This is a genomic window from Pseudoflavonifractor sp. 524-17 (assembly GCF_009935845.1).
Classification (GTDB): domain Bacteria; phylum Bacillota; class Clostridia; order Oscillospirales; family Oscillospiraceae; genus Pseudoflavonifractor_A.
Genome location: NZ_QWEK01000007.1, coordinates 50310 through 73071 on the forward strand (window position 1 = coordinate 50310; position 22762 = coordinate 73071).

Annotated in this window: 20 protein-coding genes and 2 tRNA genes; 14 read left to right on the top strand and 8 right to left on the bottom strand. The window is 51.6% G+C overall.

Annotated features, from left to right (window positions below; genetic code table 11):
- The first annotated feature begins 106 nt into the window (after positions 1-106).
- Both D1159_RS02640 and greA read left to right on the top strand, forming a co-directional pair.
- Positions 107-295: a hypothetical protein gene (locus D1159_RS02640; protein WP_161844153.1), complete on the top strand. Its 189-nt coding sequence runs from the start codon at positions 107-109 to the stop codon at positions 293-295.
- 81 nt (positions 296-376) lie between these two features.
- On the top strand, positions 377-877 hold the full coding sequence (greA, locus tag D1159_RS02645; protein ID WP_161844154.1) for a transcription elongation factor GreA: 501 nt from the start codon (positions 377-379) through the stop codon (positions 875-877).
- Between the two features lie 126 nt (positions 878-1003).
- Here the strand turns inward: greA and D1159_RS02650 are convergent, their stop codons facing one another.
- Complete coding sequence (locus D1159_RS02650) at positions 1004-1432, bottom strand: hypothetical protein (RefSeq protein ID WP_161844155.1); 429 nt, start codon at positions 1430-1432, stop codon at positions 1004-1006.
- A 303-nt stretch (positions 1433-1735) separates the two neighbouring features.
- Here D1159_RS02650 and D1159_RS02655 point away from each other — a divergent pair, with 303 nt between their 5' ends.
- The 4 genes from D1159_RS02655 to D1159_RS02670 all read left to right on the top strand — a co-directional run bounded on the left by D1159_RS02655 (position 1736) and on the right by D1159_RS02670 (position 6622).
- On the top strand, positions 1736-2248 hold the full coding sequence (locus tag D1159_RS02655; protein WP_161844156.1) for an RNA polymerase sigma factor: 513 nt from the start codon (positions 1736-1738) through the stop codon (positions 2246-2248).
- Between the two features lie 52 nt (positions 2249-2300).
- The gene (locus D1159_RS02660; protein ID WP_161844157.1) at positions 2301-2822 is read left to right on the top strand and encodes a hypothetical protein; all 522 of its coding nucleotides are present in this window, start codon (positions 2301-2303) and stop codon (positions 2820-2822) included.
- Positions 2823-3331: 509 nt separating this feature from the next.
- Positions 3332-4369 (top strand): ATP-binding protein, encoded by a 1038-nt coding sequence (locus tag D1159_RS02665; RefSeq protein ID WP_161844158.1) that lies wholly within the window; start codon positions 3332-3334, stop codon positions 4367-4369.
- On the top strand, positions 4370-6622 hold the full coding sequence (locus tag D1159_RS02670; protein WP_161844159.1) for a S8 family peptidase: 2253 nt from the start codon (positions 4370-4372) through the stop codon (positions 6620-6622).
- 69 nt (positions 6623-6691) lie between these two features.
- Here D1159_RS02670 and D1159_RS02675 read toward each other — a convergent pair whose 3' ends face one another.
- A complete protein-coding gene (locus D1159_RS02675; protein WP_161844160.1) occupies positions 6692-7510 on the bottom strand; it encodes a helix-turn-helix transcriptional regulator in 819 nt (272 codons plus the stop codon).
- A 563-nt stretch (positions 7511-8073) separates the two neighbouring features.
- Here D1159_RS02675 and D1159_RS02680 point away from each other — a divergent pair.
- The 8 genes from D1159_RS02680 (at position 8074) to D1159_RS02715 (ending at position 18878) form a co-directional block, all read left to right on the top strand.
- Positions 8074-8304 carry an LLM class flavin-dependent oxidoreductase gene (locus tag D1159_RS02680; RefSeq protein WP_243152069.1) on the top strand — a complete coding sequence of 77 codons (231 nt, stop codon included), beginning with the start codon at positions 8074-8076 and terminating at the stop codon, positions 8302-8304.
- Positions 8305-8806: 502 nt separating this feature from the next.
- A complete protein-coding gene (locus tag D1159_RS02685; protein ID WP_161844161.1) occupies positions 8807-9415 on the top strand; it encodes a recombinase family protein in 609 nt (202 codons plus the stop codon).
- Between the two features lie 191 nt (positions 9416-9606).
- Positions 9607-11535: an Eco57I restriction-modification methylase domain-containing protein gene (locus tag D1159_RS19470; protein WP_161844162.1), complete on the top strand. Its 1929-nt coding sequence runs from the start codon at positions 9607-9609 to the stop codon at positions 11533-11535.
- Positions 11532-14852 (top strand): DEAD/DEAH box helicase family protein, encoded by a 3321-nt coding sequence (locus tag D1159_RS02695; RefSeq protein WP_161844163.1) that lies wholly within the window; start codon positions 11532-11534, stop codon positions 14850-14852. The genes D1159_RS19470 and D1159_RS02695 overlap by 4 nt, the downstream gene beginning before the upstream one ends.
- 251 nt (positions 14853-15103) lie before the next feature.
- Positions 15104-15424 carry a DUF3847 domain-containing protein gene (locus D1159_RS02700; protein WP_121707475.1) on the top strand — a complete coding sequence of 107 codons (321 nt, stop codon included), beginning with the start codon at positions 15104-15106 and terminating at the stop codon, positions 15422-15424.
- A gap of 2 nt (positions 15425-15426) precedes the next feature.
- The gene (gene mobQ / locus D1159_RS02705; protein ID WP_161844181.1) at positions 15427-16899 is read left to right on the top strand and encodes a MobQ family relaxase; all 1473 of its coding nucleotides are present in this window, start codon (positions 15427-15429) and stop codon (positions 16897-16899) included.
- A 24-nt stretch (positions 16900-16923) separates the two neighbouring features.
- A complete protein-coding gene (locus D1159_RS02710) occupies positions 16924-17163 on the top strand; it encodes a hypothetical protein (protein WP_202620905.1) in 240 nt (79 codons plus the stop codon).
- A gap of 77 nt (positions 17164-17240) precedes the next feature.
- Positions 17241-18878, top strand: coding sequence for a recombinase family protein (locus D1159_RS02715; RefSeq protein ID WP_161844164.1), 1638 nt, complete (start codon positions 17241-17243; stop codon positions 18876-18878).
- A gap of 109 nt (positions 18879-18987) precedes the next feature.
- Here D1159_RS02715 and D1159_RS02720 read toward each other — a convergent pair whose 3' ends face one another.
- From D1159_RS02720 to D1159_RS02745, 6 genes are all read right to left on the bottom strand, one after another.
- On the bottom strand, positions 18988-19452 hold the full coding sequence (locus D1159_RS02720; RefSeq protein WP_161844165.1) for a helix-turn-helix transcriptional regulator: 465 nt from the start codon (positions 19450-19452) through the stop codon (positions 18988-18990).
- A gap of 143 nt (positions 19453-19595) precedes the next feature.
- Positions 19596-19671 (bottom strand) — tRNA-Gly (locus D1159_RS02725).
- Positions 19672-19888: 217 nt separating this feature from the next.
- Positions 19889-19964: transfer RNA gene (locus D1159_RS02730), tRNA-Gly, on the bottom strand.
- A 39-nt stretch (positions 19965-20003) separates the two neighbouring features.
- Positions 20004-21152 carry a transglutaminase domain-containing protein gene (locus tag D1159_RS02735; protein WP_161844166.1) on the bottom strand — a complete coding sequence of 383 codons (1149 nt, stop codon included), beginning with the start codon at positions 21150-21152 and terminating at the stop codon, positions 20004-20006.
- 42 nt (positions 21153-21194) lie between these two features.
- A complete protein-coding gene (locus tag D1159_RS02740) occupies positions 21195-21785 on the bottom strand; it encodes a lactate utilization protein (RefSeq protein WP_161844167.1) in 591 nt (196 codons plus the stop codon).
- Positions 21786-21854: 69 nt separating this feature from the next.
- Complete coding sequence (locus tag D1159_RS02745) at positions 21855-22724, bottom strand: YitT family protein (RefSeq protein WP_161844168.1); 870 nt, start codon at positions 22722-22724, stop codon at positions 21855-21857.
- Positions 22725-22762: the final 38 nt, after the last annotated feature.

Here is a 22762-nt window from a genome sequence, read left to right on the forward strand (position 1 = left end):
CCGGAGGGGCGAAAACCGGCGGAGAAAAAGTTTCAGATTGTCATTGTAATTTGGGACGAAAGCGTGTAAACTAAAACTATCTTTTTGGACAAGGAGGCGACGGGAGATGAAAATGGCCCGTTTTGTGCTGAAAATTGTGGCGCTCTCTCTGGGGCTTGCGGCAGCGGTGTGCTGTGCCATCGCGTACTGGGACCGGCTGGCGGATTTTGTGGGCTGTGCCAAAGAAAAGATTATGGAGAAGAAGCCCTGCTGCTGCCACTCCGAGTTTGATGACTACGCGGACTGGGACGACTGATTTATGACATAACAAACCGCTGCTCACAGCTGTGGGCGGCGGTTTGCAATGTTGCCATACTGCTGGGACAGGGGGAGACATATGCACAACGAACTGACGCAAAAGGATTTGCAGATGATGCGCCAGGAGCTGGACTACCGCCGCGTCCAGCTGCGGCCCCAGCTGCTGGAGGCGGTGAAGGAGGCCCGGGCCTTCGGGGATCTGAGCGAAAACTTTGAGTATAAGGCGGCCAAGCAGGAGAAAAACCGCAACGAGAGCCGCATCCGCTTTTTGGAGAACATGATCCGCACGGCGGTGGTGATTGCCGACGGGGGGACGGCGGACACGGTGGGGCTGTACGACCGGGTCACCGTCCTGCTGGAGGAGGACGGTGAGACCGAGACCTATCAGATCGTCACCACCATGCGCCAGGACGCCCTCCACGGCCTTATCAGCCGGGAGTCCCCGGTGGGCAGGGCCCTGCTGGGCCGCCGGGCGGGGGAGCGGATCCACATCGAGGCCGGCGGGGGTGGCTATGATATGGTCATCCAGCGCATTGAAAAGACGGCGGACGACGGCTCCATCCCCCTGAACTCCTTTTGAATGGAACCGGAAAAAATATGTTTCATCCATCGAATTGGGGCTGGTCGAAGAGACCAGCCCCAATTCGATCTATTGCTGGAGCAGAACAAAATTGTCTTATATTAAGCCCCAGGGTTTACTGTCCCACTATATTCTCCCGCTGGCATAAGGCACAGGGTGATTAATATTGGGAAACATTGTTAGAGAAATAATACCATCTTTGTAATGAATTGATAGACTGGAGTGGGCGAACGTAGACTGAAGCTCTGCTGCTACTTCCGGATCGTCCGTACAGCAGTAAATTGCGAAAATATCCTCCGGGGTTAGGGTAACGGCAGGCTGATCAGGCGAAACCTGCTGAACGATGGGAAGATGACGCAATTCAGGGACGGCAGACAGCAAAGCCTGGAACTCATCTTGAGGGATGGCGGCGTCCTCACTGTCAACAAAGGTAACATCCCAGGTCGAAACGTCAAAAGGATCTTGGGCTGGAGAACGTGTGAAAACCGGAATACATAGAGAAAACACCAGTAAAAACGCAAACATTGCAGAGAAGATAGGATTACGCTTTGTCATAATAATAACCTCCTTTTCAGATTCAGGAGACAGTCAAAGCAAGACAGGAGCGGATAATCAACACAGTGTCTGAACCATTTGGATCAGCCCCTTTTACAGAATATGATTGGTCAAATATTCCACTTACAGTATAATACATGCAACACAATATATCAACAGTTGGGGGCATTCTATATCACAGACAAAAGGAGCCCCCCGCTTTTTTTCAAAAATTTTTTCTCCCGGTGAGATTATTTGCCGCCCACAGGCGTATTAAAAGTGAAAGGCCTTTCACGACAAAGCAGAAGAAAGGGGGAACACCCCATGACCGACGAGGCGTTCCGGCAGGCGGCAGAGACCTACGCGGACACCATCTACCGGGTTGCGCTCCACGCACTGAACAACCGGGCGGACGCGGAGGATGTGATGCAGACCGTCCTGCTGAAGCTCTACCAGCGGGAGGAACCGTTTGAGAGCGAGGCCCACAGGAAGCACTGGCTTGTGCGTCTGGCGGTGAATGAGAGCAGGAGCATCCTGCGCTCGGTTTGGCGCCGCCGGCGGACCGATCTGGAGGAACTGCAAAATACCCCCGCGCCGCCGGACCGGGCAGAGACGGAGCTGCTCCAGGCTGTCATGGCGCTGAAGCCCAGGTATCGCCTGACCGTCTATCTCTACTACTACGAGGGCTGTTCGGTGAAGGAGGCGGCCCAGGCTCTGGGGGCCAAGCCGTCCACCGTGCAGACCTGGCTCCAGCGGGCCAGGGCCCAGCTTCGCGCCGCTCTGAGCGAGGAAGAAGAGGAGGGACATGGGTATGTTCAATCCCAAATTGTATTGTGAACTGTGCGAGACGTTGACCGCGTCTCAGGAGAAAGTACAGGAGGTTATTCAGATGACGCAGCAGAAAAAGAGAAGCAGACGCCCTGTCCGGGTGCTGGCGGTTGCCGCCGCGGCTACAGCGGCGCTGGCTGTAGGCGCCAGCGCCGCAGGGAGAGAGGCGGTGCAGGAGCTCTTTGTCACGTGGAACTCCATCTTTGTGACGGGAGAGTGTACACAGGGCTCCTTTGCCGCTGTCTCGCTGCCGTCCGTTCACGTAGAGGAGCGGGAGGGCCGAGCAATCCTCGTCCTGGAGGGGGAGGAGACCGACATCACCGATGCCCTGGAGGCCGAGGGCGCGTACACCTGCCGCCTGGACAAGGAGGACAGCTTCTTTGAGGTGACAGTAGACCGGGAAAAGGCCGTCCACGTGGCGGGCTATGACGAAGAGGGACAGCTCCTCTTCAGCGTCCAGACCGAGCCCGGCGGGGCGGAGGGCAGCGCGGTGTATACCGTTACCGGCGAAGAGGACGGAGACGGCGGGTTCAGGACTATCACCGTAACCGCTGCGGAGGACGGTATGGTAATAGACCGGTAAAACGCCGCAGGAAGACAGTATCCCCCAGGCTGTCGAAACAGTATTTTCGACAGCCTGGGGGCAGTTTTCAGAACTTCGAAACGTTCTGAAAACTGGTTTTCCTGGACACGAACGGCCCAGGCCACCCTCTCTTGCCCCTTCGGGGCAATTCACCTTGGGGGAACCCTGACGGTTCCCTTTCACACTATCCTTCCCGCCGAAACCTTCACATTTTGCGTTTTTTGACACTTTGGGGGCCGGTCCAAAGGACCGGCCCCCAATTAGGTGGGTGTCCATAAAACAGGTTTAGACCGAAATTACAAAATGAGCATCTGTCATGTAGGGTTGGCCAAACGAAAAGCATGGTATCCGTTTATTAGGATATCATGCTTTTTTTATAGGATGGCTTTACTGAAAATACTTGGGGCAGGAAACTACAGTATCACAGCATCATTTTAACTTCTGTTTTTGTCCCATTATTATTGACTTTTGTCCCATTATATGATAATATATTAATGGGGGTGGCTATTATGAAAAAACAGAGCATAGTTAATCTGGTGAAATATCATGTTGAAAAGAATGACGAAGCATTTATTTCTGAGGTTGCTAAAATCGCAAAGGACTTTGATGTGACAGGTGAAACTTCAATCTCTCAGTATTTAATGGAACTTGTCTCAAATGCTAACTTTTACGTTCCACAATCAACTTATAAAAATCTTCGATTCTTGAGAAAAATTGAGTACTCTACAAAGCCATTGCTATTACCTAGTATTATTGAAGAAGATATCATTGGGATTACCAAGGCCATAGGCAATAAGGCTGGTTTATCAAAGTTTTTATTTTATGGTGCTCCGGGTAGCGGAAAAACAGAATCTGCGTTTCAAATAGCAAGGCTTCTTAATAGAGATATCCTTTATGTAAGTTCAGAGCAGCTTATTGATAGCAGATTAGGCGAAACAGCAAAAAATGTTTCGTTGCTGTTTGATGAAATTAATCACTTACCATACGGAAAAACTATTGTCCTATTTGACGAGATTGATTCACTAGTTCTTGACCGAGTTAACAGAAACGATTTACGAGAAATGGGCCGAGTTACATCAATTTTCCTCAAAGGATTGGATAGTCTTAACGAAAATATTACAATTATAGCAACAACAAATCTGTTTGAAAGTTTTGATAAAGCTTTGATTCGGCGATTTGATGCAATAGTATCGTTTGATCGTTATTCTAAAGAAGATTTAATTGAAATTGCGGATTCCATGTTATCAGCAAATTTAAAACGCTCAGCCGGTCTAAAGCGGGATATTAGATTATTTAACAAGATTCTCCGGAATTTGAGCGCATTGCCATATCCAGGAGACCTTAAACAGATCATAAAAACCTCTATTGCTTTTAGCGATGAATCAAATGAATATGATTACCTGCGAAAAATATATCTTGCGCTGAATGGTAACCCTAGGACAGTTGACATTCAAGAACTTAGTGATAAAGGATATACAACGAGGGAAATTGAGATACTTTCCAGAATCCCTAAAAGTAGTGTGTCCAGAAAGTTGAGGGAGAACTAAATGAATCCTCTATTACAAGTGAAATTGCGCTTTTCTAATGAGCCGAATACACAGAGACCCAATTCCAGAAATCTACGATCTACTGCGGAGACATCAACCGAAAAAATAGATGCTTTAATTGAAAATCTAAGGGCTGTTTTGAGGTATTATCGGAATACGCCTAAAATATTGAACAATATCCTAATTGATGTCAATTACAATGACATTATTGCAAAATCAAACAGAATACAAAGGCTACTCAAGCCTATGCGGAAGAAACCAAATGATTTGGTTGTTGGTGCTAGGTTTTCTGACGCCCCTGACGGTGAGGAAACCCATATTATTACATACTATGTTGATATTGGAACCGTAGAAAACACTATTCGAGAATTAGAAATCTCCAGAACCTTTCTTTCCGATAGGCTAAACGGAAAAGCCACTGCAAAAAATTTCAAAAAGCCAGGATGTGATATTCAATACGGAGGATATGGCCTTAAAGAGGATGAGTTGAGAAATGTTATCATCGATTGTTCAGTTGTCAAATCGTTCTCCGTTCCTAGTATAACAACTGTCCCTGATAAAGAGTCTTTTCTAGTGACTTTTTTCAAAACTGAGTTGCCTCTGTCAAATCTTTTAGAGAAGTTGGAAATAGATGATATCAAGTATCGATACTTTTTTTACGGTGATGATACAATTTCGGTAACAAAGGATTTATATGATCTTCTAAGTGATAAGGTTCCTTATTTGATCTCGATGGTATCATCTGATCTCTCAAAAGTTACAATAGACGAAATCGAGAAGGAACATATCCGTGAACAAATCTATATTCCGGATCCGACTAATGAGCCTACGATTGGCGTTATCGACACTCTTTTCGATGAGACTGTTTACTTTGCAAAGTGGGTAGAAAATACCGATTATCTTGATGATATAGAACGGATGGTAAATCGAGATGCCCGTAGAGAACATGGGACAGAAGTGACTTCAATAATTGTTGACGGGCCAAGGCTCAATCCGTGGTTAGATGATGGATGTGGAAGATTTAGAGTAAGGCACTTTGGGGTGTGCGCCGAAAAAATATCCACAGCACGTCTTGTTAGAAAGATTAGGGAAATAGTTATTCAAAATCCTGACATTCATGTATGGAATCTCTCTCTCGGGACTGATGACGAAGTATCTCGAAATTTTATTTCATATGACGCAGCCATGCTGGATGAATTACAAGCACAGCGCAATATAATCTTTGTAGTCTCTGGCACAAATGATAATCGAGAAGAGCGCCAAAGCATACTAAAAGTTGGTTCCCCAGCCGACTCTCTAAATTCTGTTGTAGTTAATTCTGTTAGACGTACTGGACAACCGGCTTCCTATTCTCGAAAAGGAAATATCCTTTCTTTTTATAACAAACCAGATGTTGCTTATTACGGCGGAGATTATGATGATAGAATTATTGCGTACTCCCCCGAAACTGGTGAAGAAAGCGTTTATGGAACTTCCTTTGCAGCGCCGTGGATTAGTAGAAAGCTATGCTATTTAATTGATATTATGGGGATTCCAAGGGAAGTCGCCAAAGCATTGATAATTGATTCCGCAGCTGGATGGGAATATAAACAATCCACTTATAAGCAGAAAGACATTATGGGCTATGGTGTAGTCCCAATAGACATAAGCAAGGTGCTTACAAGCGACAGTGAGGAAATAAAGTTTATTGTATATGGGACATCGCAGTCGTATAGAACTACCAACTATGCCATACCTGTTCCGAGGGACAAGGATAATAAATATCCGTACATAGCCCGTGCAACTTTGTGTTATTTCCCTGAATGCTCTAGGTTTCAAGGCGTAGATTATACTGACAGAGAGCTTTCTTTAAAATTCGGACGCATAAATGGTAAGGATGGGATTGATGACATCAATGACAACATCCAAGACGAAGATGGAGCACATATTGATGAGCGAAAATCCAGAAAAGAATTTAGAAAATGGGAAAACACGAAATTCATTTCTAAAATCCTCAAAAACAATCGTCCTATTATGTCATATGGGGACAGATTATGGGGAATGACGATAACATCTAAAGAACGATTAACCACAAGAACCAGGAAAGGATTAAATTTTGGCGTTGTGGTAACTTTGAGAGAAATTAATGGCCAAAATAGAATTCAAGATTTTGTAAGAGCATGTACTTTAAGAGGGTGGATAGTCACTGAGCTTGATGTTCAGAATCAGATTGAAATCTATAATGCAAATCAAGAAGATGTTCAATTTGAATAACGCGAAAAGATATTACTAATTGTAAATAAGCTAAAAGCAGGTATATCGTTGGAGATATACCTGCTTTTACTATTTTCGCCTTTTGCCCCGCTGATTGCCTTGCCGAATCTTCAACTTCTTGGACTTCTGTAATATTCCTATCAGCGTAACAAATTCCTCTTTTGTAATGGCATCATAGTCAATGCCCAGCCCTGCAAGATAAACTCTGGCCTGTTTCTCCTGCGGACTGCCCTCATAGCTCATAGCAGTCTGTAAATATTCGCTGACAGCTTCGGCGGAAGATTCCCCATCTGCGGTAGTGGCATCCTGCTTGTGGGCTTCTCTGATGTCCGATAGAATACCTATCAGATCATCAGATAGCACCTGCTTGAAATACTCAACCGTTTGTATTTGGGCAAGAGCCAGCGTTCGTGTATGCAAATCCCCATCCTCCACGGCATACTGCTGAATGACTTGCCGGCGCACCGCCTCAAGCATGGCGTTCATATCATTGATCCTGCCATCGGCAATCCGGTCAACATAGACCTCAGCATCGACCATTAACTGCTGGAATTTGTCATGCACCAGCAACTCAGACAGCAGCCGCTTATTATATTTCCCATCCCGTATCGCATCTACCGCATCATCCCGCAGATGCAGGGCTTGAAGCTCTGCGTTTGCGGGATTTTTGTTTTCTGTCAAACCCAGCAGATAGTCTGTAGACACGCCATAGAACTTCGCCAGCGTCACAATGGCAAAGGGGCTTATATCCTTGAAATCCTCAGACTCATATTTGCCGAGGGCTGATTTGGAAAGCCCTGTCTGCTCCGCAAGCTGTTCCAAACTCAGACCCCGGACAACGACCCGCAGGTCTTTCAAACGCTCCTGTATTGTCAATTTCGCTTCCATCGCCGCCTCCGTCCATAAGCGTGGAAATCACGCCGATTTGCCGCCCTTTTCCATCCTCTTGGATATACGGAAAGGGGCGTATTTTTTCGCTACAATGTACCTGACACGCACTACTGAACCTTGAAAATTGCATGACCGTCCGAATGGGATATGCTTTCCGGCGAAGTGACGCCACGATATGAGCGCACCAAGGGGAGCGATACGCCGGGGTGAGATTCCCGGGCAGGAACGACATTCGGGGAGAACGGCACCCAAAATTATGGTTTGGATTCAAGCCTTGTGAAATCTGCAAACAATCGGCTGTTTGTGTGCCTGTATCTACATCAAAGAGCATTGCGCTCAATGGTGAATGTGGTATGCTGTCCAGCAATCCTTTTCTCCAATCAACGGAAAAGTGTGCTTGTTGGCAAAGTCGGTTGGTCGCCTATGCGGACAGGACATCATAGACGAAAATCTGAGCCAACGCCCCAATCCCAACAAACAACGCTCTATGGCGAATAGGCATCGCACATTTGCGTATCTATTATACCACAGAGCGAACCAAAAGAGAGGGAAAATTTCACATGAACATGAAAAAAGCAGAAGCCTATCGAAATGAGATCAAATCCTATATTGTCCGGGCGGGCATGACCATGGCGGAGGTGGTGGACTATCTGGCGGATGAGTACGGCTGGAGCGCCAGCGTTCCCAACCTGTCTGGTAAACTGCGGCGCGGTTCCCTCCGCTACGGCGAGGCTGTGGAGTTGGCCAATGCACTGGGCTATGATATCGTCTGGAAAAAGCATGAACGGTAATTCCAGGTGATAAAAATAGTCACCTGGTAAGTGATCAATTTGGTCACTTACCAAAAATCAGTGGCTCAAAACGAACCACTGATACCGTCAGCATGGGGTGGACAAATTCTGTCCACCCTACTTTTCTAAGATAGAAGCAGCTATACTCAGTGATTTTCAGTAGCGGCTACCGATATTTATGGTGGTGACAAACTCTGTCACCACCAGCTGTCGCAGCATAGCACCAACGGACAAAAGTTATCCGTTGATTTTCGGCAATGTGGTGCGGGCTGTTTTGACCCGCACCATGTCATTAGAACGCAAATCAACTGTTCAATTTGAGCAGTTGATTTGTCAGATGCCAATATGAGGTGGGTCAAAGCGGTGCGGACACAAAATGACCGCACCACATTGTGTTGTTAGAGCGAGTAGTTTTAGCGTACCAAAGTGGCCTGGGTCAAAATGACCCAGGCCACTTTGGTATAGCACATCGAAAAGGAACTCAAACGATGGAGGTGAGAGATTGTCAAATATTTACGGTTATATCCGTGTCAGCACCAGGGAACAGAACGAGGACCGCCAGCTGATTGCGCTGCGTGAGATGTCTGTTCCTGAAAAGAACATTTTTATGGACAAGCAATCCGGCAAGGACTTCAACCGGCCCCAGTACAAGAAGCTGGTAAAAAAACTCAAGCCGGGCGACTTGCTCTACATCAAGAGCATTGACCGGCTGGGACGCAATTATGAAGAAATCCAAAATCAGTGGCGGCTCCTGACAAAGGAAAAAGGCATCGACATCGTTGTGCTGGATATGCCACTACTGGATACCCGGCGGGGCAAGGACTTGATGGGTACATTCCTGAGCGACATCGTGCTACAAGTGCTGTCCTTCGTGGCGGAGAACGAGCGCAGCAATATCCGCCAGCGTCAGGCGGAAGGTATCGCCGCAGCAAAAGCCAAAGGAATACGGTTCGGCAGACCGCCTCTGCCGTTGCCGGAAAACTTCCATGAGAACTATCAGAAATGGAAAAGCGGCGAAATCACCTGTACCACCGCCGCAAGAGCCTGCGGGTTGCCGCTGTCCACCTTTCGGGACAAGGCGGCGGTCTACGAAAAAGCCATATTACCGTAAATGGGTGTTTTAGCGGAAAGGTGTAGTTTTCCGTAAACGCCCATTTTCTTGCTCATTCAAAGTATACCACGGTATTTATAAATTTTCCATAGCTATTTTGTGATTTCCTTTGCTGGACAGCAAACAAAAACCTGGCACCTTCACGGCTACGGAAAACTACACCATTCCGCAGGCCCAAAAGGAGGGGCGGAATGATACTCAACATCCAGGACGACATTCTGAAACTCCACTCTATGGGCCTTTTGGACAAGCTGCTGCTGGACAAGAGCACCGGAAAACACATCATGTGGGCTACGGACGCCTATTCCTCCCTCGGTTCACGGTACAGTCGGAATGAGGAAATCACATCGGAGTTGATTACCGGCCCCAACGCCAGCGTCATCAAGACCCGCGCCCGGAAAGAGATGGAGCAGCAGTCCAGCCGTACCCGGCAGCGTGGGGAAGTTTCCACTCCCCTGTGGGTTTGCCGGAAAATGTGCGACTACTCCGACGAGATGTGGGACAGCAAAGCCGGTTGGCAAAAGTATGTGGATGCCAGAGTGCTGGAAATCACCTGTGGGGAGGCCCCCTTTCTGGTGAGCCGGTACGACGCGGAAACCGGCGAGGCCATCCTTGTTCCAGACCGTATTGGCCTGCTGGACCGAAAGTTACGGGCGGTCAACGAAAATGTCCAAACGGAGGAAGAGTGGCTGAAATGGGCGTTTTGGGCATTCTGGGCAACTTACGGCTATGAGTTCCAGGGCGACAATGTTTTGATTGCCCGTGTCAATCTGCTGATGACCTTTGAGGAGTATCTACTGGACCGCTGGAAACGAAAACCGACAATTTCCGAATACGGGAAGCTCATCACAGTGATTGTTTGGAATATCTGGCAGATGGACGGTTTGCAAGGAACGATTCCCTATGGGAGTGCCGAGGAGAAGTTCCGGCAATTTAACCTATTTGAATTTTTGGGCGAGATGCCCGAACCTGATAAAGAAAATAAACAGCCGCGCTGCCGGGTCTATAACTGGCTTGGCGGCGGGAGCGTTGAATATTCAGCTTTACCGATAAGGGGGAAACGGGCGATGAAGTTTGATTTTGTGATTGGAAACCCACCATATCAGGATGAAACTTTGGGTGAAAATAAGGGCTATGCGCCGCCAATTTATCACCTGTTTTTGGATGGAACTTATAAAGTCGCAGACAAAGTGGAGTTAATTCATCCTGCTCGTTTTCTCTTCAACGCTGGTTCTACCCCCAAAGCATGGAACCAGAAAATGCTTGCCGACCCTCATCTGAAAGTAGTGCGCTATGAGCAAGATGCCAAAAAAATATTTTGTAATACAGAAATCATAGGCGGAATTGCAATCACATATTACGATAAAAATAGAGATTTCGGATGTATTGGAACGTTTACCGCATTTAGAGAACTAAATACAATCATTCACAAAGTTCATCAATATCCGAAATTTAAGCCTCTAAGTAAAAGTGTCGTTACAAGCTATGCGTATCGCTTTACGGAAGATATGCACAAAGATTATCCTGAAGTTGTAGCACAGCTAAGCAAGGGTCATGCCTATGATTTGAAATCGAACGTATTTGAACGAGCTACGCAAATTTTCTTTGACACAAGACCAAATGATAACTGTAACTATATTAGGATAATTGGCAGAGAAGGTGGGAAACGCACATATAAATTTATTCGCTCAAATTATGTTAATCAAGTATCAAATTTGTTCAAATACAAAATCATTTTGTCCAAAGCAGATGGTGCATCTGGAACAATAGGCAATCCAATCCCTGCCCGAATAATGGGTTCTCCAAGTATTGAACCGCCGGGAACAGGTTCAACAGAGTCGTTTTTTAGTATTGGTGCTTTCGACACTCAGGATGAAGCTCAAGCTGCTTTGAAGTACATCAAGACAAAATTTGCAAGGACTATGCTTGGCGTCTTAAAAACCACACAAGACATAACGCCTCAGAAATGGGAACACGTGCCGCTCCAAGACTTCACCCCCACCTCCGACATCGACTGGACCAAATCCATCCCCGAAATCGACCAACAGCTTTACAAAAAATATGATCTGGACGAAACCGAAATCCAGTTCATCGAAACCCATGTGAAGGAGATGACATGATGGAAGCAAAAATTCAATCTTTCTCCCGTGTCGTCCCCATGATCTACGCCTACAACACCCCCGGCGTCACCTATCACGAGGGCTGGACGAAAATCGGCTACACCGAGAAACAGACCGTTTCCCAGCGCATCAAACAGCAGACCCACACCGCCGGTATCCAGTATCAGCTGGCCTGGCAGGACAACGCCATATTCAAGGACGGTTCCGGGGAATACTTTACCGATCACGATTTTCACTCATTTCTAGAGTCGCAGATGGGCGTGGAGCGCACCCCTGGAACAGAGTGGTTCCATGTGGATGGCCCCACCTCCCACCGGCACTTTGACGCCTTTTCCCGGCGGGAGTTGGTGGCGACCAGCGACCAACGGCTGACCTATGAACTTCGGAAAGAACAGCGGGAAGCCGTTTCCATGACAAAAGCCTATTTTGAAAACGGCGGCGAGGAATTTCTCTGGAACGCCAAGCCCCGCTTTGGCAAGACGCTGACCTCTTATGATCTCGTCCGGCAGATGGGCTTTACCAAAGTGCTGATCGTCACCAACCGGCCCAGCATTGCCAACTCCTGGGCTGACGATTTCTTCAAATTTATCGGCTGGCGGGGCGAGTTCTCTTTTGTATCCGATACCGACGCCTTGAAGGACAAGCCCGGCGTTTTATCGAGAGAAGAACACCTTGCCGGGATACTCCACCGGGAAGATTCAATGCCAAGGAACATGATCACTTTTGAATCGCTGCAAGGCTTGAAAGGCTCTGTCTATTTTGGCGGACAGTATGATAAACTGCGCTGGATGAGCGAATTGGAGTTTGATTTGCTGATCGTGGACGAGGCCCAGGAGGGCGTGGACACCATGAAAACCGAGCGGGCCTTCCGCAATATCAAGCGGAAGCACACGCTGTATCTGTCCGGCACGCCCTTCAAGCAGCTTGCCAGCGAGCAGTTTTCCAAGGAGCAGATATTCAACTGGTCCTATGCGGACGAGCAGGAGGCCAAGGCGAATTGGAGCGGCGAAGATGCCAATCCCTACGAAACGCTGCCCCGGCTGGCCATGTTCACTTATCAGCTTTCCGGCATGATCCGGGAGCGCATCGAGAAAGGGCTGGATTTGTCCGGCGAGGATGGCACTGTCGATTATGCCTTTGACCTCAACGAGTTTTTCGCCACAGATGAGCGAGGAAAATTTGTCCATGAGGATGAAATCAAAAGGTTCCTTCATGCCCTGACAACGCAGGAAAAGTACCCGTTCTCCACGCCGGAACTGCGGCGGGAGCTGTCCCATACCATGTGGTACTTAAACCGGGTGGCAAGCGCCAAGGCGTTGGAAAAGCTGCTTCGGGAGGACGAGGTTTTCCGCGAGTACAAGGTCGTTCTTGCGGCGGGAGATGGTCGAAGCGATGACGATGACGCACAGGCGGCAAAGGCTTTTGACCAGGTGAAGGCGGCGATTGCAAATTATGATAAGACTATCACCCTGACTGTAGGGCAACTCACCGTGGGCGTCACCATCCCGGAGTGGAGCGGCGTTCTCATGCTCTGCAACATGAAAAGTCCGTCCTCCTATATGCAGGCGGCGTTCCGGGCGCAGAACCCTTGTATCGTGACCCGTGACAGCCAGCGGTTCCGCAAGGAAACCGCCTATGTCTTTGACTTCGACCCCGCCCGGACGCTGATCATCTTTGACGAGTTCGCCAACAACCTGTCCGCCGATACCGTGGGCGGGCGCGGCACCAGCGATGACCGGAAGGAAAACATCAAGCGGCTGCTGAACTTCTTCCCTGTGCTGGGCGAGGACAGCGAGGGTCGGATGGTGGAACTGGACGCCGCCTCTGTCCTGTCCATCCCCCGACGGCTGAAAAGCCAGGAGGTGGTGCGGCGGGGCTTCATGTCCAACTTTCTGTTCCAGAATATCAGTAATATTTTCGGTGCGCCCGCTGTTGTCCGGGAGATCGTGGAGAAGCTGACACCCGCCCATGAAGAGGGCAAGAAAGCAGACCCCAAGCGGCTGGATAGCATGGACACTGTGACAGTGGACGAGAACGGCGAGGTGGAAATTCCCAACGAAACTATCATCGGCAGAACGCAGGATTTGTTCGGCCCGAAGGTCTATGAGATTGCAGATATCCAATCCCAGATGGAGACTGTCGCTGAGAACGCTTCCATTGAGGCGGTAGACCAGCATATCAGGACGCTGACCGAAACCGTCAAGGCCCATATCAAGGAGAATGTAGTTGCTCCAGCCGCCGAGGGTTACGGCATGAAGAAGGGCGCACAGAACCGCCTGGAGAAACAGGTTGAACAGGACATTGACCGGGCATTCCAAAAAATCCAGGGCGACTATGAGCAACAGACCCGCATTGCCAAAGCGGAGTTGGAGCGGAAACAGCAGGCGGCAACTACAGCACAGGAGGTCAAGCAGGCCGAAACAGACTACGCCGCCGCTATGGACAGCGCCCTGAAATCCTTCGTGGAAACGGTACAGGAAACGGTTCAGCAGACTGTTGAGGAAAAGCCAAAGGAGGTCGTGGAGCAGGCAGAGCGACACAAGGCGGAACAGGAAAAGCAGTCCGTGGAGGATGAAGTCCGCGCCCATCTGCGAGGCTTTTCCCGTACTATCCCCAGTTTCATCATGGCCTATGGTGACGGCAATTTGACCCTTGCTAATTTCGATGACTACACCGAGGACGATGTGTTTCTGGAAGTGACCGGCATCACAATGGCTGACTTCCGTTTTCTGCGAGACGGCGGCGAGTACACCGACCCGGAAACCGGAGAGAGCAAACATTTTGAGGGTCATCTCTTTGATGAGGTTGTGTTCAACGACTCTGTGGCGGAGTTTTGGAACAAGAAACAGCAGTTGGCTGATTATTTTGATGAGAGACAGGATGAAGATATTTTTGATTACATCCCACCGCAAAAAACCAATCAGATTTTCACGCCCCGCTGGGTGGTGTCCATGATGGTGGATCAGTTGGAGGAAAATAATCCCGGCTGTTTTGATGACCCCACGAAAACCTTTGCCGACCTGTATATGAAATCCGGACTATACATCACAGAGATCGTCAAGCGGCTTTATCGGAGCGAGGGACTTAAGGCGACTTTCCCGGATGAGAAAGAGCGCATCCGCCATATCCTGCAAAAACAGGTTTACGGTATGGCCCCGACCCGCATTATCTATCTGATTGCCACAAACTACATCTTAGGATTTGACGAGGCATTGAAAGACAGCACTCACAATTTTGTCCAGGCTGATGCGGCGGAGGCCGCAAAAGCGGGGACTCTGGATAAGCTGGTAGACCGGCATTTCGGCAGGCTGGGCTGACTATTGAAAATTCCGAATGGCGCACTTCTATACGGGGTGTCCCCCGTATGTGCGCTCTGCGAGGCTGAACGGCTCTGACTTTTGAAAGTCAGAGCCGTTTTCCGTCGCTCTGCTCCGAACAAGGGGCTGTCTGCCCCTTGCGCCGCGTTGCGGCTATCCCTGTTAAAGTACATACTTCATACTCATAACCGCTTGTCAAATCTGACAGGCGGTTTTTCATAGCCGCAGAAAAAATGAAGGAGGTCATTTGAATGTACGAGCCAAGTCCTGAACTCAAAAAACTTGAAGCCGAAAAAGCCGAAGCCGAACAGCAGCTCATGCGGGAGCAGCACAAGTACCAGCGTCTTTGCAATCGGGAGCAGTATTACAAAAAGCGGGAACGCACTGCAAGGGCGCATCGCCTGATCACCCGCGGCGCGGCTGTCGAAAGCGTGTCCCCGCTGGTGACGGTGCTGGGCGAAGTCGAGTTCTTCTCCCTTGTGGATCGCATCTTCTCCATGCCTGAAGTCAAAGGCATGGTGATGGAAGCGGTCAACGCCCACAACGCCGCCGAGCAATCAGGAGGTGACTGATTATCGCCCTTTATCATTTCCACGCCACTCAAATCAAGCGGAGTGCAGGACAGTCCGCCATCGCCTCTGCCGCCTACCGTTCCGGGGAAAAGCTGTTCAGCGAGTATTACGGCGAGGTCAGCGACTACACCCGCAAGGGCGGCGTGTCTCATTCCGAAATCCTCTTGTCGCCTCATGCCCCGCTGGAGTATGCAGACCGCCAGACACTCTGGAACGCCGTGGAGAAAGCAGAGCGCCATCCCCAAGCCCAGCTTGCGTACAGCTTCGATATTGCCTTGCAGAACGAATTTTCCTTGGAGGAGAACATCGACCTTGCAAGGCAATTTTTGTTGGAGCAGTTTGTCAGCCGAGGCATGATCTGCGACTTCTCCGTCCATCTGCCTGACAAAGAAGATGGCGGCATCGCCAATCCCCATTTTCATGTGATGTGTCCCATCCGCCCTTTGAAAGAAAATGGGAAATGGGATGCCAAACAGCACCGGGTCTATGTGCTGGATGAAAACGGCAACCGCATTCGGGACGAGGCCGGCAACTATGTGTTCAACGCCGTTCCCACCACCGATTGGAGCAGGCCGGAAACGCTGGAAGAGTGGCGCAAGGCATGGGCGGATTTGTGCAATGCCCGTTTTGAAGAAAAAGGTCTGTCCTGCCGCATCGACCACCGCAGTTATGAGCGTCAGGGAATCGAACAATTACCCACCGTTCACGAAGGCCCTGCTGTCCGGCAGATGGAGGCAAGGGGTATCCGTACCGACAAAGGTGACCTCAACCGTTGGATCAGAGCCACCAACAGTATGCTCCGCAGTATCAGGCAAAAAATCTCCGGGTTGATGGCGTGGCTGACAGAAGCGAAAGAGAAATTGACTGCGGCGCAATCGCTGGATTTGGCACAGGCGCTGGCGGCCTATTATTCCGTCCGCAACGCCGGGGCTTATTCGCAAAAAGCAAAGGTCGGCAATCTGAAGCGATACACAGAGGACTTTGCGTTTCTGGAATCCAAGGGCATTCTCACAATCGACCAGCTGCATGAGTTTGTATCCGCCATGAGCGATAAGGTATTTGACCTAAACGGCTCCACGAAAGAGAAAGCCACGCAGATGAAAAAGCTGAAAGACCTGATCCGTTTGGTAGAGGACTACACCCGATTGAAGCCTATTGTAGACGCCATTCCTGCCAAGGGTGGCTTCGGAAAGAAACAGGAAAAGTACAAGGCCGAACATGACAGTGAGATCAGGCAGTTTTATGCCGTAAAGCGCAAGCTGGACAATGCCGGTCTCCCTGGCAAAAAACTGACCCCGAAACAGTGGCAGGCGGAATTGGAAAGGCTCATGGAGCAGTACGCAGCCGAAACTGCCGAACTGAAACCTATCTATGCCGATTTGAAAAAGTTGCGGGATATTCAGTACAAGGTGGATTCTGCTCTCCACGACCAGCAACGCCGGGGGCATCAAAGAAAACAGGAAGTCGAGCATTGATTTTTGGAGAGGAGTTAAGATTTTATGAGTGAGAAAAACATGGCGACTGAAGCCGCTGAATATCGGTTCCGCTTTGATGCGGCAGGGCGCATCCATGTTCGGAACCTGTCTGCCTATTGGATACCGGAACTGACAGTCACAGAGGAAATTGGCGGCACTGTCTACACCGTCACAGGCAGCTATGAGGGGACGGAGAGCTTCGTCCGCAGGCTGGAGCGCATTGCCGTTAAAAATTTTGCAAAAACAGTGGAGGTGGGCCGGTGACAAACACAGCGAGTCATGCTAAAATAGAGTCAACCAATCCTGTACTGACAGTTGCTCCGATAAAGGAGGAGACAGAAATGTCGGGAGCAACAAGTAAAATTACTGCCCTCTACTGCCGCTTGTCGCAGGAGGACGAGCGGGCTGGGGAGTCCCTGTCCATTGAGAATCAAAAGGCTATCTTGCTCAGCTACTGCAAGGACCACCATTTCAGCAATCCAAAGTTTTTCATTGATGACGGCTACAGCGGCGTAAACTATGACCGCCCCGGCTTCCAAGCAATGCTGGCTGAGATTGAGGCCGGGCGGGTGGCTATCGCCATCACGAAAGACCTTTCCCGCCTGGGCCGTAACTCCGCACTGACCGGGCTTTATACCAACTTCACCTTCCCGCAAAACGGCGTTCGATTCATCGCCATCAACGACAACTTCGACACCGCCGACCAGAACAGCATCAACAACGATTTTGCGGGCATCAAGAACTGGTTTAACGAATTTTATTGCCGGGATACCAGCCGTAAAATCCGGGCTGTCCAGAAAGCGAAAGGTGAGCGTGGCGTACCGCTGACAGTCAATGTTCCCTATGGCTATGTGAAAGACCCGGAGAATCCCCACCACTGGCTGATCGACCCGGAGGCCGCCCAGGTGGTACGGCGTATTTTCCAGATGTGCATGGAAGGGCGAGGTCCACAGCAGATTGCCAACCAGCTCCGAGCCGACAAGGTGCTGACCCCTACCGCCTATAAGAAACAGCATGGGCGCAGTACGCCGAACCCCACACCGGAGAACCCCTATGGCTGGCAGGACAGTTCTGTCGTCAAGATTCTGGAACGCCGGGAGTACACAGGATGCACTGTCAACTTCAAGACTTACACCAACTCCATCTGGGACAAGAAGCAACGCGAGACGCCAATCGAGAAACAGGCGGTTTTCCCCGACACCCATGAGCGTATCATCGAAGACGATGTGTTTGAGAAAGTCCAGGCAATCCGGCAACAGCGGCACCGCATGACCCGCACAGGCAGAAGCAGTATCTTTTCCGGGCTGGTTTACTGTGCCGATTGCGGTTCTAAGATGCAGTACGGTTCTTCCAACAATGGCGATTTCGCTCAGGACTTCTTCGACTGTTCTTTGCACAAGAAGAACAGGGAAAAATGCGGCGGTCACTTCATTCGGGTCAAGGTGTTGGAGCAGTTGGTGCTGAAGCATATGCAGCTGGTGATGGGGTATATCCTCCGGCATGAGGACTACTTCCGAGCCGTGATGGAGCAGCAGATGAAGCTGGAGAGTGCGGAGAAATTGCAGATTATCCGCAAGCAGCTCAACCGGGACGAGAAGCGCATCGCCGAACTGAAACGGCTCTTTATCAAGATTTACGAGGACAACGCCAGCGGGCGCCTGAATGACGAGCGGTTCGATATGCTGAGTCAAAGCTACGAGGCGGAACAGAAGCAGTTGGAAGCCGAAGTCATCACCCTGCGGCAGAATATTGAAGTACAGGAACGACAGAACGAAAACATTGAGAAATTCATCCAGAAGGCGCACAAGTATGTGGGCATCGAAACGCTTGACCCGTATGCCCTTCGGGAACTGGTACAGGCCATCTATGTGGAGGCTCCCGACAAGTCCAGCGGAAAGCGCCGCCAGAGTATCCACATCAAGTACGACGGTATGGGCTTCATTCCTCTGGATGAACTGATGAAAAAGGAAACGGCGTGACCGAAGTCACGCCGCCCCTTGAAAACACATGGTTTTCAGATTTTTCAAAAATACTGTTTTACGACCACCGTCCATTCCGTCTGGCGCTGTATTTGATTTGAGAGCAACCCTACTGAACAGTAGGGAGATGACGCAATTCCGGGACGGCAGACAGCACGGCCTTTCGGATCAGGGCCTGGCCCTCAGGGGAGCGGAGGGTGTCCAGCACGATGTTTTTCAGCAGGTCCTGGACGGCCTTGCTGGCCAACAGAGAGTCCAGCATGGCACCGCCGGGCTCCTCCTGCTTGGGACGTTTGGACTTGGGCGCGGGGACGAAGCCGGGGCCGTCGTCCTCGGGGAGGGCATCCATCCAGTCGTCCTGCCGGGTGGGGTCGTTGCTCTCGCCGCGGAGATAGAAGAGGGAGACGCCGAAATGACACGCCAGCTTCTCCTGCTGCTCCTTGGTGGGGGTGGCGCGGCCGGTCTCAAATTTATCAATGGTTCCCTTGGGAAAGCCCAGGGCGGCGGCCAGGGCCGGCCGGCTGAGATTGGCCTGGGTGCGCAGCAGCTCAATCCGCTGTGCCAATGTAGTCATAAAAAGCCCTCCTTACACAGACCTAACGTTCCCCAACCGCGGGCCCGGCAGAGCGGGCGGCAGTTGGAAGCGAAGAAGTTCCCCGTACAGCGCGCAGTTTTCACCCTAAGGCGGAAACACGGCGGCACGGGGAACTTCTGAGCTGGAGCAGGTGACGAGGCTCGAACTCGCTACCTCCACCTTGGCAAGGTGGCGCTCTACCAGATGAGCTACACCTGCAAGCGGTAATCATTATTATATGGGACAACAGAAAAAAAGTCAAGAGAAATCAGGCAAATTTGAGAAAAAGGATCCGGCGGGAGCTGCCCGGCCGCGCCCCCGGGGCCCCCAACCGCGAGCCCAGCGGCGCGGGTCGCGGTTGGAAGCGAAGAAGTTCCCCGCATAGCGCAGTTTTCGCCGCAAGGCGGAAACGGAGCGGTGCAGGGAACTTCTGAGCTGGAGCAGGTGACGAGGCTCGAACTCGCTACCTCCACCTTGGCAAGGTGGCGCTCTACCAGATGAGCTACACCTGCGTGCGACAGATGTTATTATAGCGGCCGGGCGGGAAAAAGTCAAGTATTATTTTCACTGATTTTTACCTGGGCCATGACGGTCTCAGGGGGCGCGTCGCCCTCGGGGGAGACGCAGGGGAAGACGGCGTCCCGGTCCCAGGAATAGCCCAGGGCCTCCAGCTCGCTGTCGGTGAGGAGAAGGGCGTCGCCGCTGGAGGCGTCCACATGGCGGTACTGTCCGTCCCCCAGGGCGAAGACGTTCCAGAAGTGGACACTGCCATCCCGTACGCCCTGGACCACCCAGGCGTCTAACCCCTCGCTCTGACACAGGAGGCGGAAGGCCAGAGCCATGCCCTCGCTGTCCCCCTGCCCCTCCAGCAGGACGTGGTAGGCGGAGGCCCCCTCCTCCTGGCCGGGATTGCCTTGTACGCACTGGCGTAGCAGGCCGCAGATGGCCAGGGCGGCGTCCTGGCCGGTGAGGCCGTGAAAGGAGCTGCGCAGTACCTCCACCCGCTGGATGAGCTGCTGGCGCTTGCTGCGCAGGGTGTCCGCCGGCTCGGGATAGGTGAGCTGGATCTCCACAATCCGCTCCCGGCCGGCGTCCGGGTACAAGGTGATGGTGTACTGGGGCATCCCCAGGGCGGCGGCGGGAGTGTCGTAGTAGGCCTGCCGGATGAGGGAGGCGATGTAGTTCTCGTCCTCGGTGAAATAGGCCACCTGGAGTACCGCCTCCGGGGAGAAGCGGGAGAGCTGTTCCTGAAGCACCCGGCGGATGGCGCTGCTGCCAATGACGTTCTTCATGCCCTGCATCTGTTCCAGCGAGCGGCGGTAGGTGATGCGGATGGTGGCCTCGTAGTCCTGTACTACCCGGGTGTAGTCGTGCTCAATGACCTCCACGGCGTAGGCCCCCAGCGGGGCGTCCCGGGCCACCTCCAGACAGGCGTTGCTGAGATCCGCGCCCACATCCCGGCCCTGGGGGTAGTTGGTCAGGCGGATGGAGCCCACCTCTGTGCCCTGCCGGACGAAGTAGAGCACGTCGTTGACCAGATCCTGATAGTTCTCCGCCAGCAGAACGCTGGAGTCGTCGGTGATGGGATGCTCCGGATGGGCGGTGACCACGATGGAGTCCCGCTCCAGCATGGAGGCGCAGCCGCTCAGCCCCAGGAGGACCGCCAGCAGCAGCGGGGAGAGCTTATCTTTTCTGCCCATAGCGGACCTCCTTGCGCGATATGGTTTGCTGCTTTCAAAAGGTTACAGACCCAGGGCTTCTCCTACCACAATGACCTCGGCGAAATCAATGCCCGTGGGCTTGCGCCAGAGGACGGTGAGGGCCCGGCAGATCCGCTCCGGGCTGTCGCAGTTGTAGCAGCGGTCTCCCTTGACGGCGCAGGGGGTGTTCCGGTTGAGGCGCTTGGCGTTCTTGGGGGAGGCGATGTTCCGCGCCCGCCAGAGGGCCTTTTCAAAGTCCGGCTCCACCTTGTTGACGCCCACTACCAGATAGAGCTCTTTATGGCCGTAGATGGTAGAGGACACCCGGTTGCCGGTGCCGTCGATGTTGATGATCTCCCCCGTCTCCGCCAGGCCGTTGACAGAGCACAGATAGACCTCCGCCGCGTTGGCCTGGGCGGCGGTGGCGCCGGTCCAGTGGCAGTAGAACTGGTTGTGGGCGGACAGACGCTCCACAAGCCCCAGCTCCTGGATGGTCATGGAGCCGCCCATGCCGATGGTCCGGCCGTCCAGCTTCTGATCCAGATAGGCGGCGGCTTCTCCAGCGGTGTCAAAGTAGACGGCGGAAAACCCGTTGCGGCGCAGATTATCAAGCAGCGCGTGAATGTCAGCCATAAAAAGCACCCTTTCATTTTTGTTTTGCATTTTTGGTAAAAAGAGCTCAGAACGTTTTGAAGATCTGAATTATAGTTCATTTTGCTGGTTGGAGCGGAAACCGTCGCCCAGTACGTCGTGGGCATCGCAGACAATGAGGAAGGCATCCGGGTCGATCTCCCGTACCGTCCGCTTGAGGGGGACAATCTGCCGCTGCTTGAAGGCGCACAGCAGGACCTGCTTGGCCTGGCCGGACCAGGCCCCCTCTCCGTGGAGAATGGTGACGCCACGATCCAGCTGGTCAAAAATTGCGTTGGAGATCTCTTTCGGCTTACTGCTGATGATATAGGCCACCTTGGCCTGGTCCATGCCGTAGAGCACCATGTCCATCACCTTGGAGCAGACAAAGAGGGAGACGACGCCGTACATGGCGCTGGACAGATTATGAAAGGCCACCGCCACCGCGGCAATCACAACCAGATCCACCGCCATCAGAAGATTGCCCATGGGCAGCCAGGCGATTTTCAGCTTGAGCAGCCGGGCCAGCAGATCTGTGCCGCCGGTGGTGGCCCCCTGGAGGAGTACCACGCCCAGAGTACCGCCTGTGAGGATGCCGCCGAAAATAGCGGCCAGCATGGGATCCATAGGCTGGAAACGCCACAGTGCCGCGCTCAGATCCACAAACAGAGAAGAGGTAAACATGGCGTATAGGGAGGAGAGGAGCAGGTGCCCCCCCAACAGCCGCCACCCCAGAAAAAACAGGGGGATATTGAGCACAATGACAATGGCGCCGATGGGGATCCAGGGCAGAAGGGCGTTGATAATCTGGCCCACGCCGGTGATACCCCCAAAGCCGATCTCGTTGGGCACATAGCACCAGTTGAATCCCAGGGCGTACACGGCGGAGGCCGCGGTGATCCAGAAGTAGGAGCGTACAAGCCGGCTGGCTGTCTGCCTCATAAAAACCTCATTCCCTTTCCATGTATGCCTGCCGCCCT

Coding starts and splice junctions, on each gene's coding strand:
- D1159_RS02715 (WP_161844164.1), top strand. CDS start 17,241: ATGTCGGGAGCAACAAGTAAAATTACTGCCCTCTACTGCCGCTTGTCG.
- D1159_RS02735 (WP_161844166.1), bottom strand. CDS start 21,152: ATGGGCAGAAAAGATAAGCTCTCCCCGCTGCTGCTGGCGGTCCTCCTG.
- greA (WP_161844154.1), top strand. CDS start 377: ATGCACAACGAACTGACGCAAAAGGATTTGCAGATGATGCGCCAGGAG.
- D1159_RS02665 (WP_161844158.1), top strand. CDS start 3,332: ATGAAAAAACAGAGCATAGTTAATCTGGTGAAATATCATGTTGAAAAG.
- D1159_RS02680 (WP_243152069.1), top strand. CDS start 8,074: ATGAACATGAAAAAAGCAGAAGCCTATCGAAATGAGATCAAATCCTAT.
- D1159_RS02660 (WP_161844157.1), top strand. CDS start 2,301: ATGACGCAGCAGAAAAAGAGAAGCAGACGCCCTGTCCGGGTGCTGGCG.
- D1159_RS02655 (WP_161844156.1), top strand. CDS start 1,736: ATGACCGACGAGGCGTTCCGGCAGGCGGCAGAGACCTACGCGGACACC.
- D1159_RS02740 (WP_161844167.1), bottom strand. CDS start 21,785: ATGGCTGACATTCACGCGCTGCTTGATAATCTGCGCCGCAACGGGTTT.
- D1159_RS02670 (WP_161844159.1), top strand. CDS start 4,370: ATGAATCCTCTATTACAAGTGAAATTGCGCTTTTCTAATGAGCCGAAT.
- D1159_RS02675 (WP_161844160.1), bottom strand. CDS start 7,510: ATGGAAGCGAAATTGACAATACAGGAGCGTTTGAAAGACCTGCGGGTC.
- D1159_RS19470 (WP_161844162.1), top strand. CDS start 9,607: ATGATACTCAACATCCAGGACGACATTCTGAAACTCCACTCTATGGGC.
- D1159_RS02710 (WP_202620905.1), top strand. CDS start 16,924: ATGAGTGAGAAAAACATGGCGACTGAAGCCGCTGAATATCGGTTCCGC.
- D1159_RS02695 (WP_161844163.1), top strand. CDS start 11,532: ATGATGGAAGCAAAAATTCAATCTTTCTCCCGTGTCGTCCCCATGATC.
- D1159_RS02700 (WP_121707475.1), top strand. CDS start 15,104: ATGTACGAGCCAAGTCCTGAACTCAAAAAACTTGAAGCCGAAAAAGCC.
- D1159_RS02745 (WP_161844168.1), bottom strand. CDS start 22,724: ATGAGGCAGACAGCCAGCCGGCTTGTACGCTCCTACTTCTGGATCACC.
- D1159_RS02650 (WP_161844155.1), bottom strand. CDS start 1,432: ATGACAAAGCGTAATCCTATCTTCTCTGCAATGTTTGCGTTTTTACTG.
- D1159_RS02640 (WP_161844153.1), top strand. CDS start 107: ATGAAAATGGCCCGTTTTGTGCTGAAAATTGTGGCGCTCTCTCTGGGG.
- D1159_RS02720 (WP_161844165.1), bottom strand. CDS start 19,452: ATGACTACATTGGCACAGCGGATTGAGCTGCTGCGCACCCAGGCCAAT.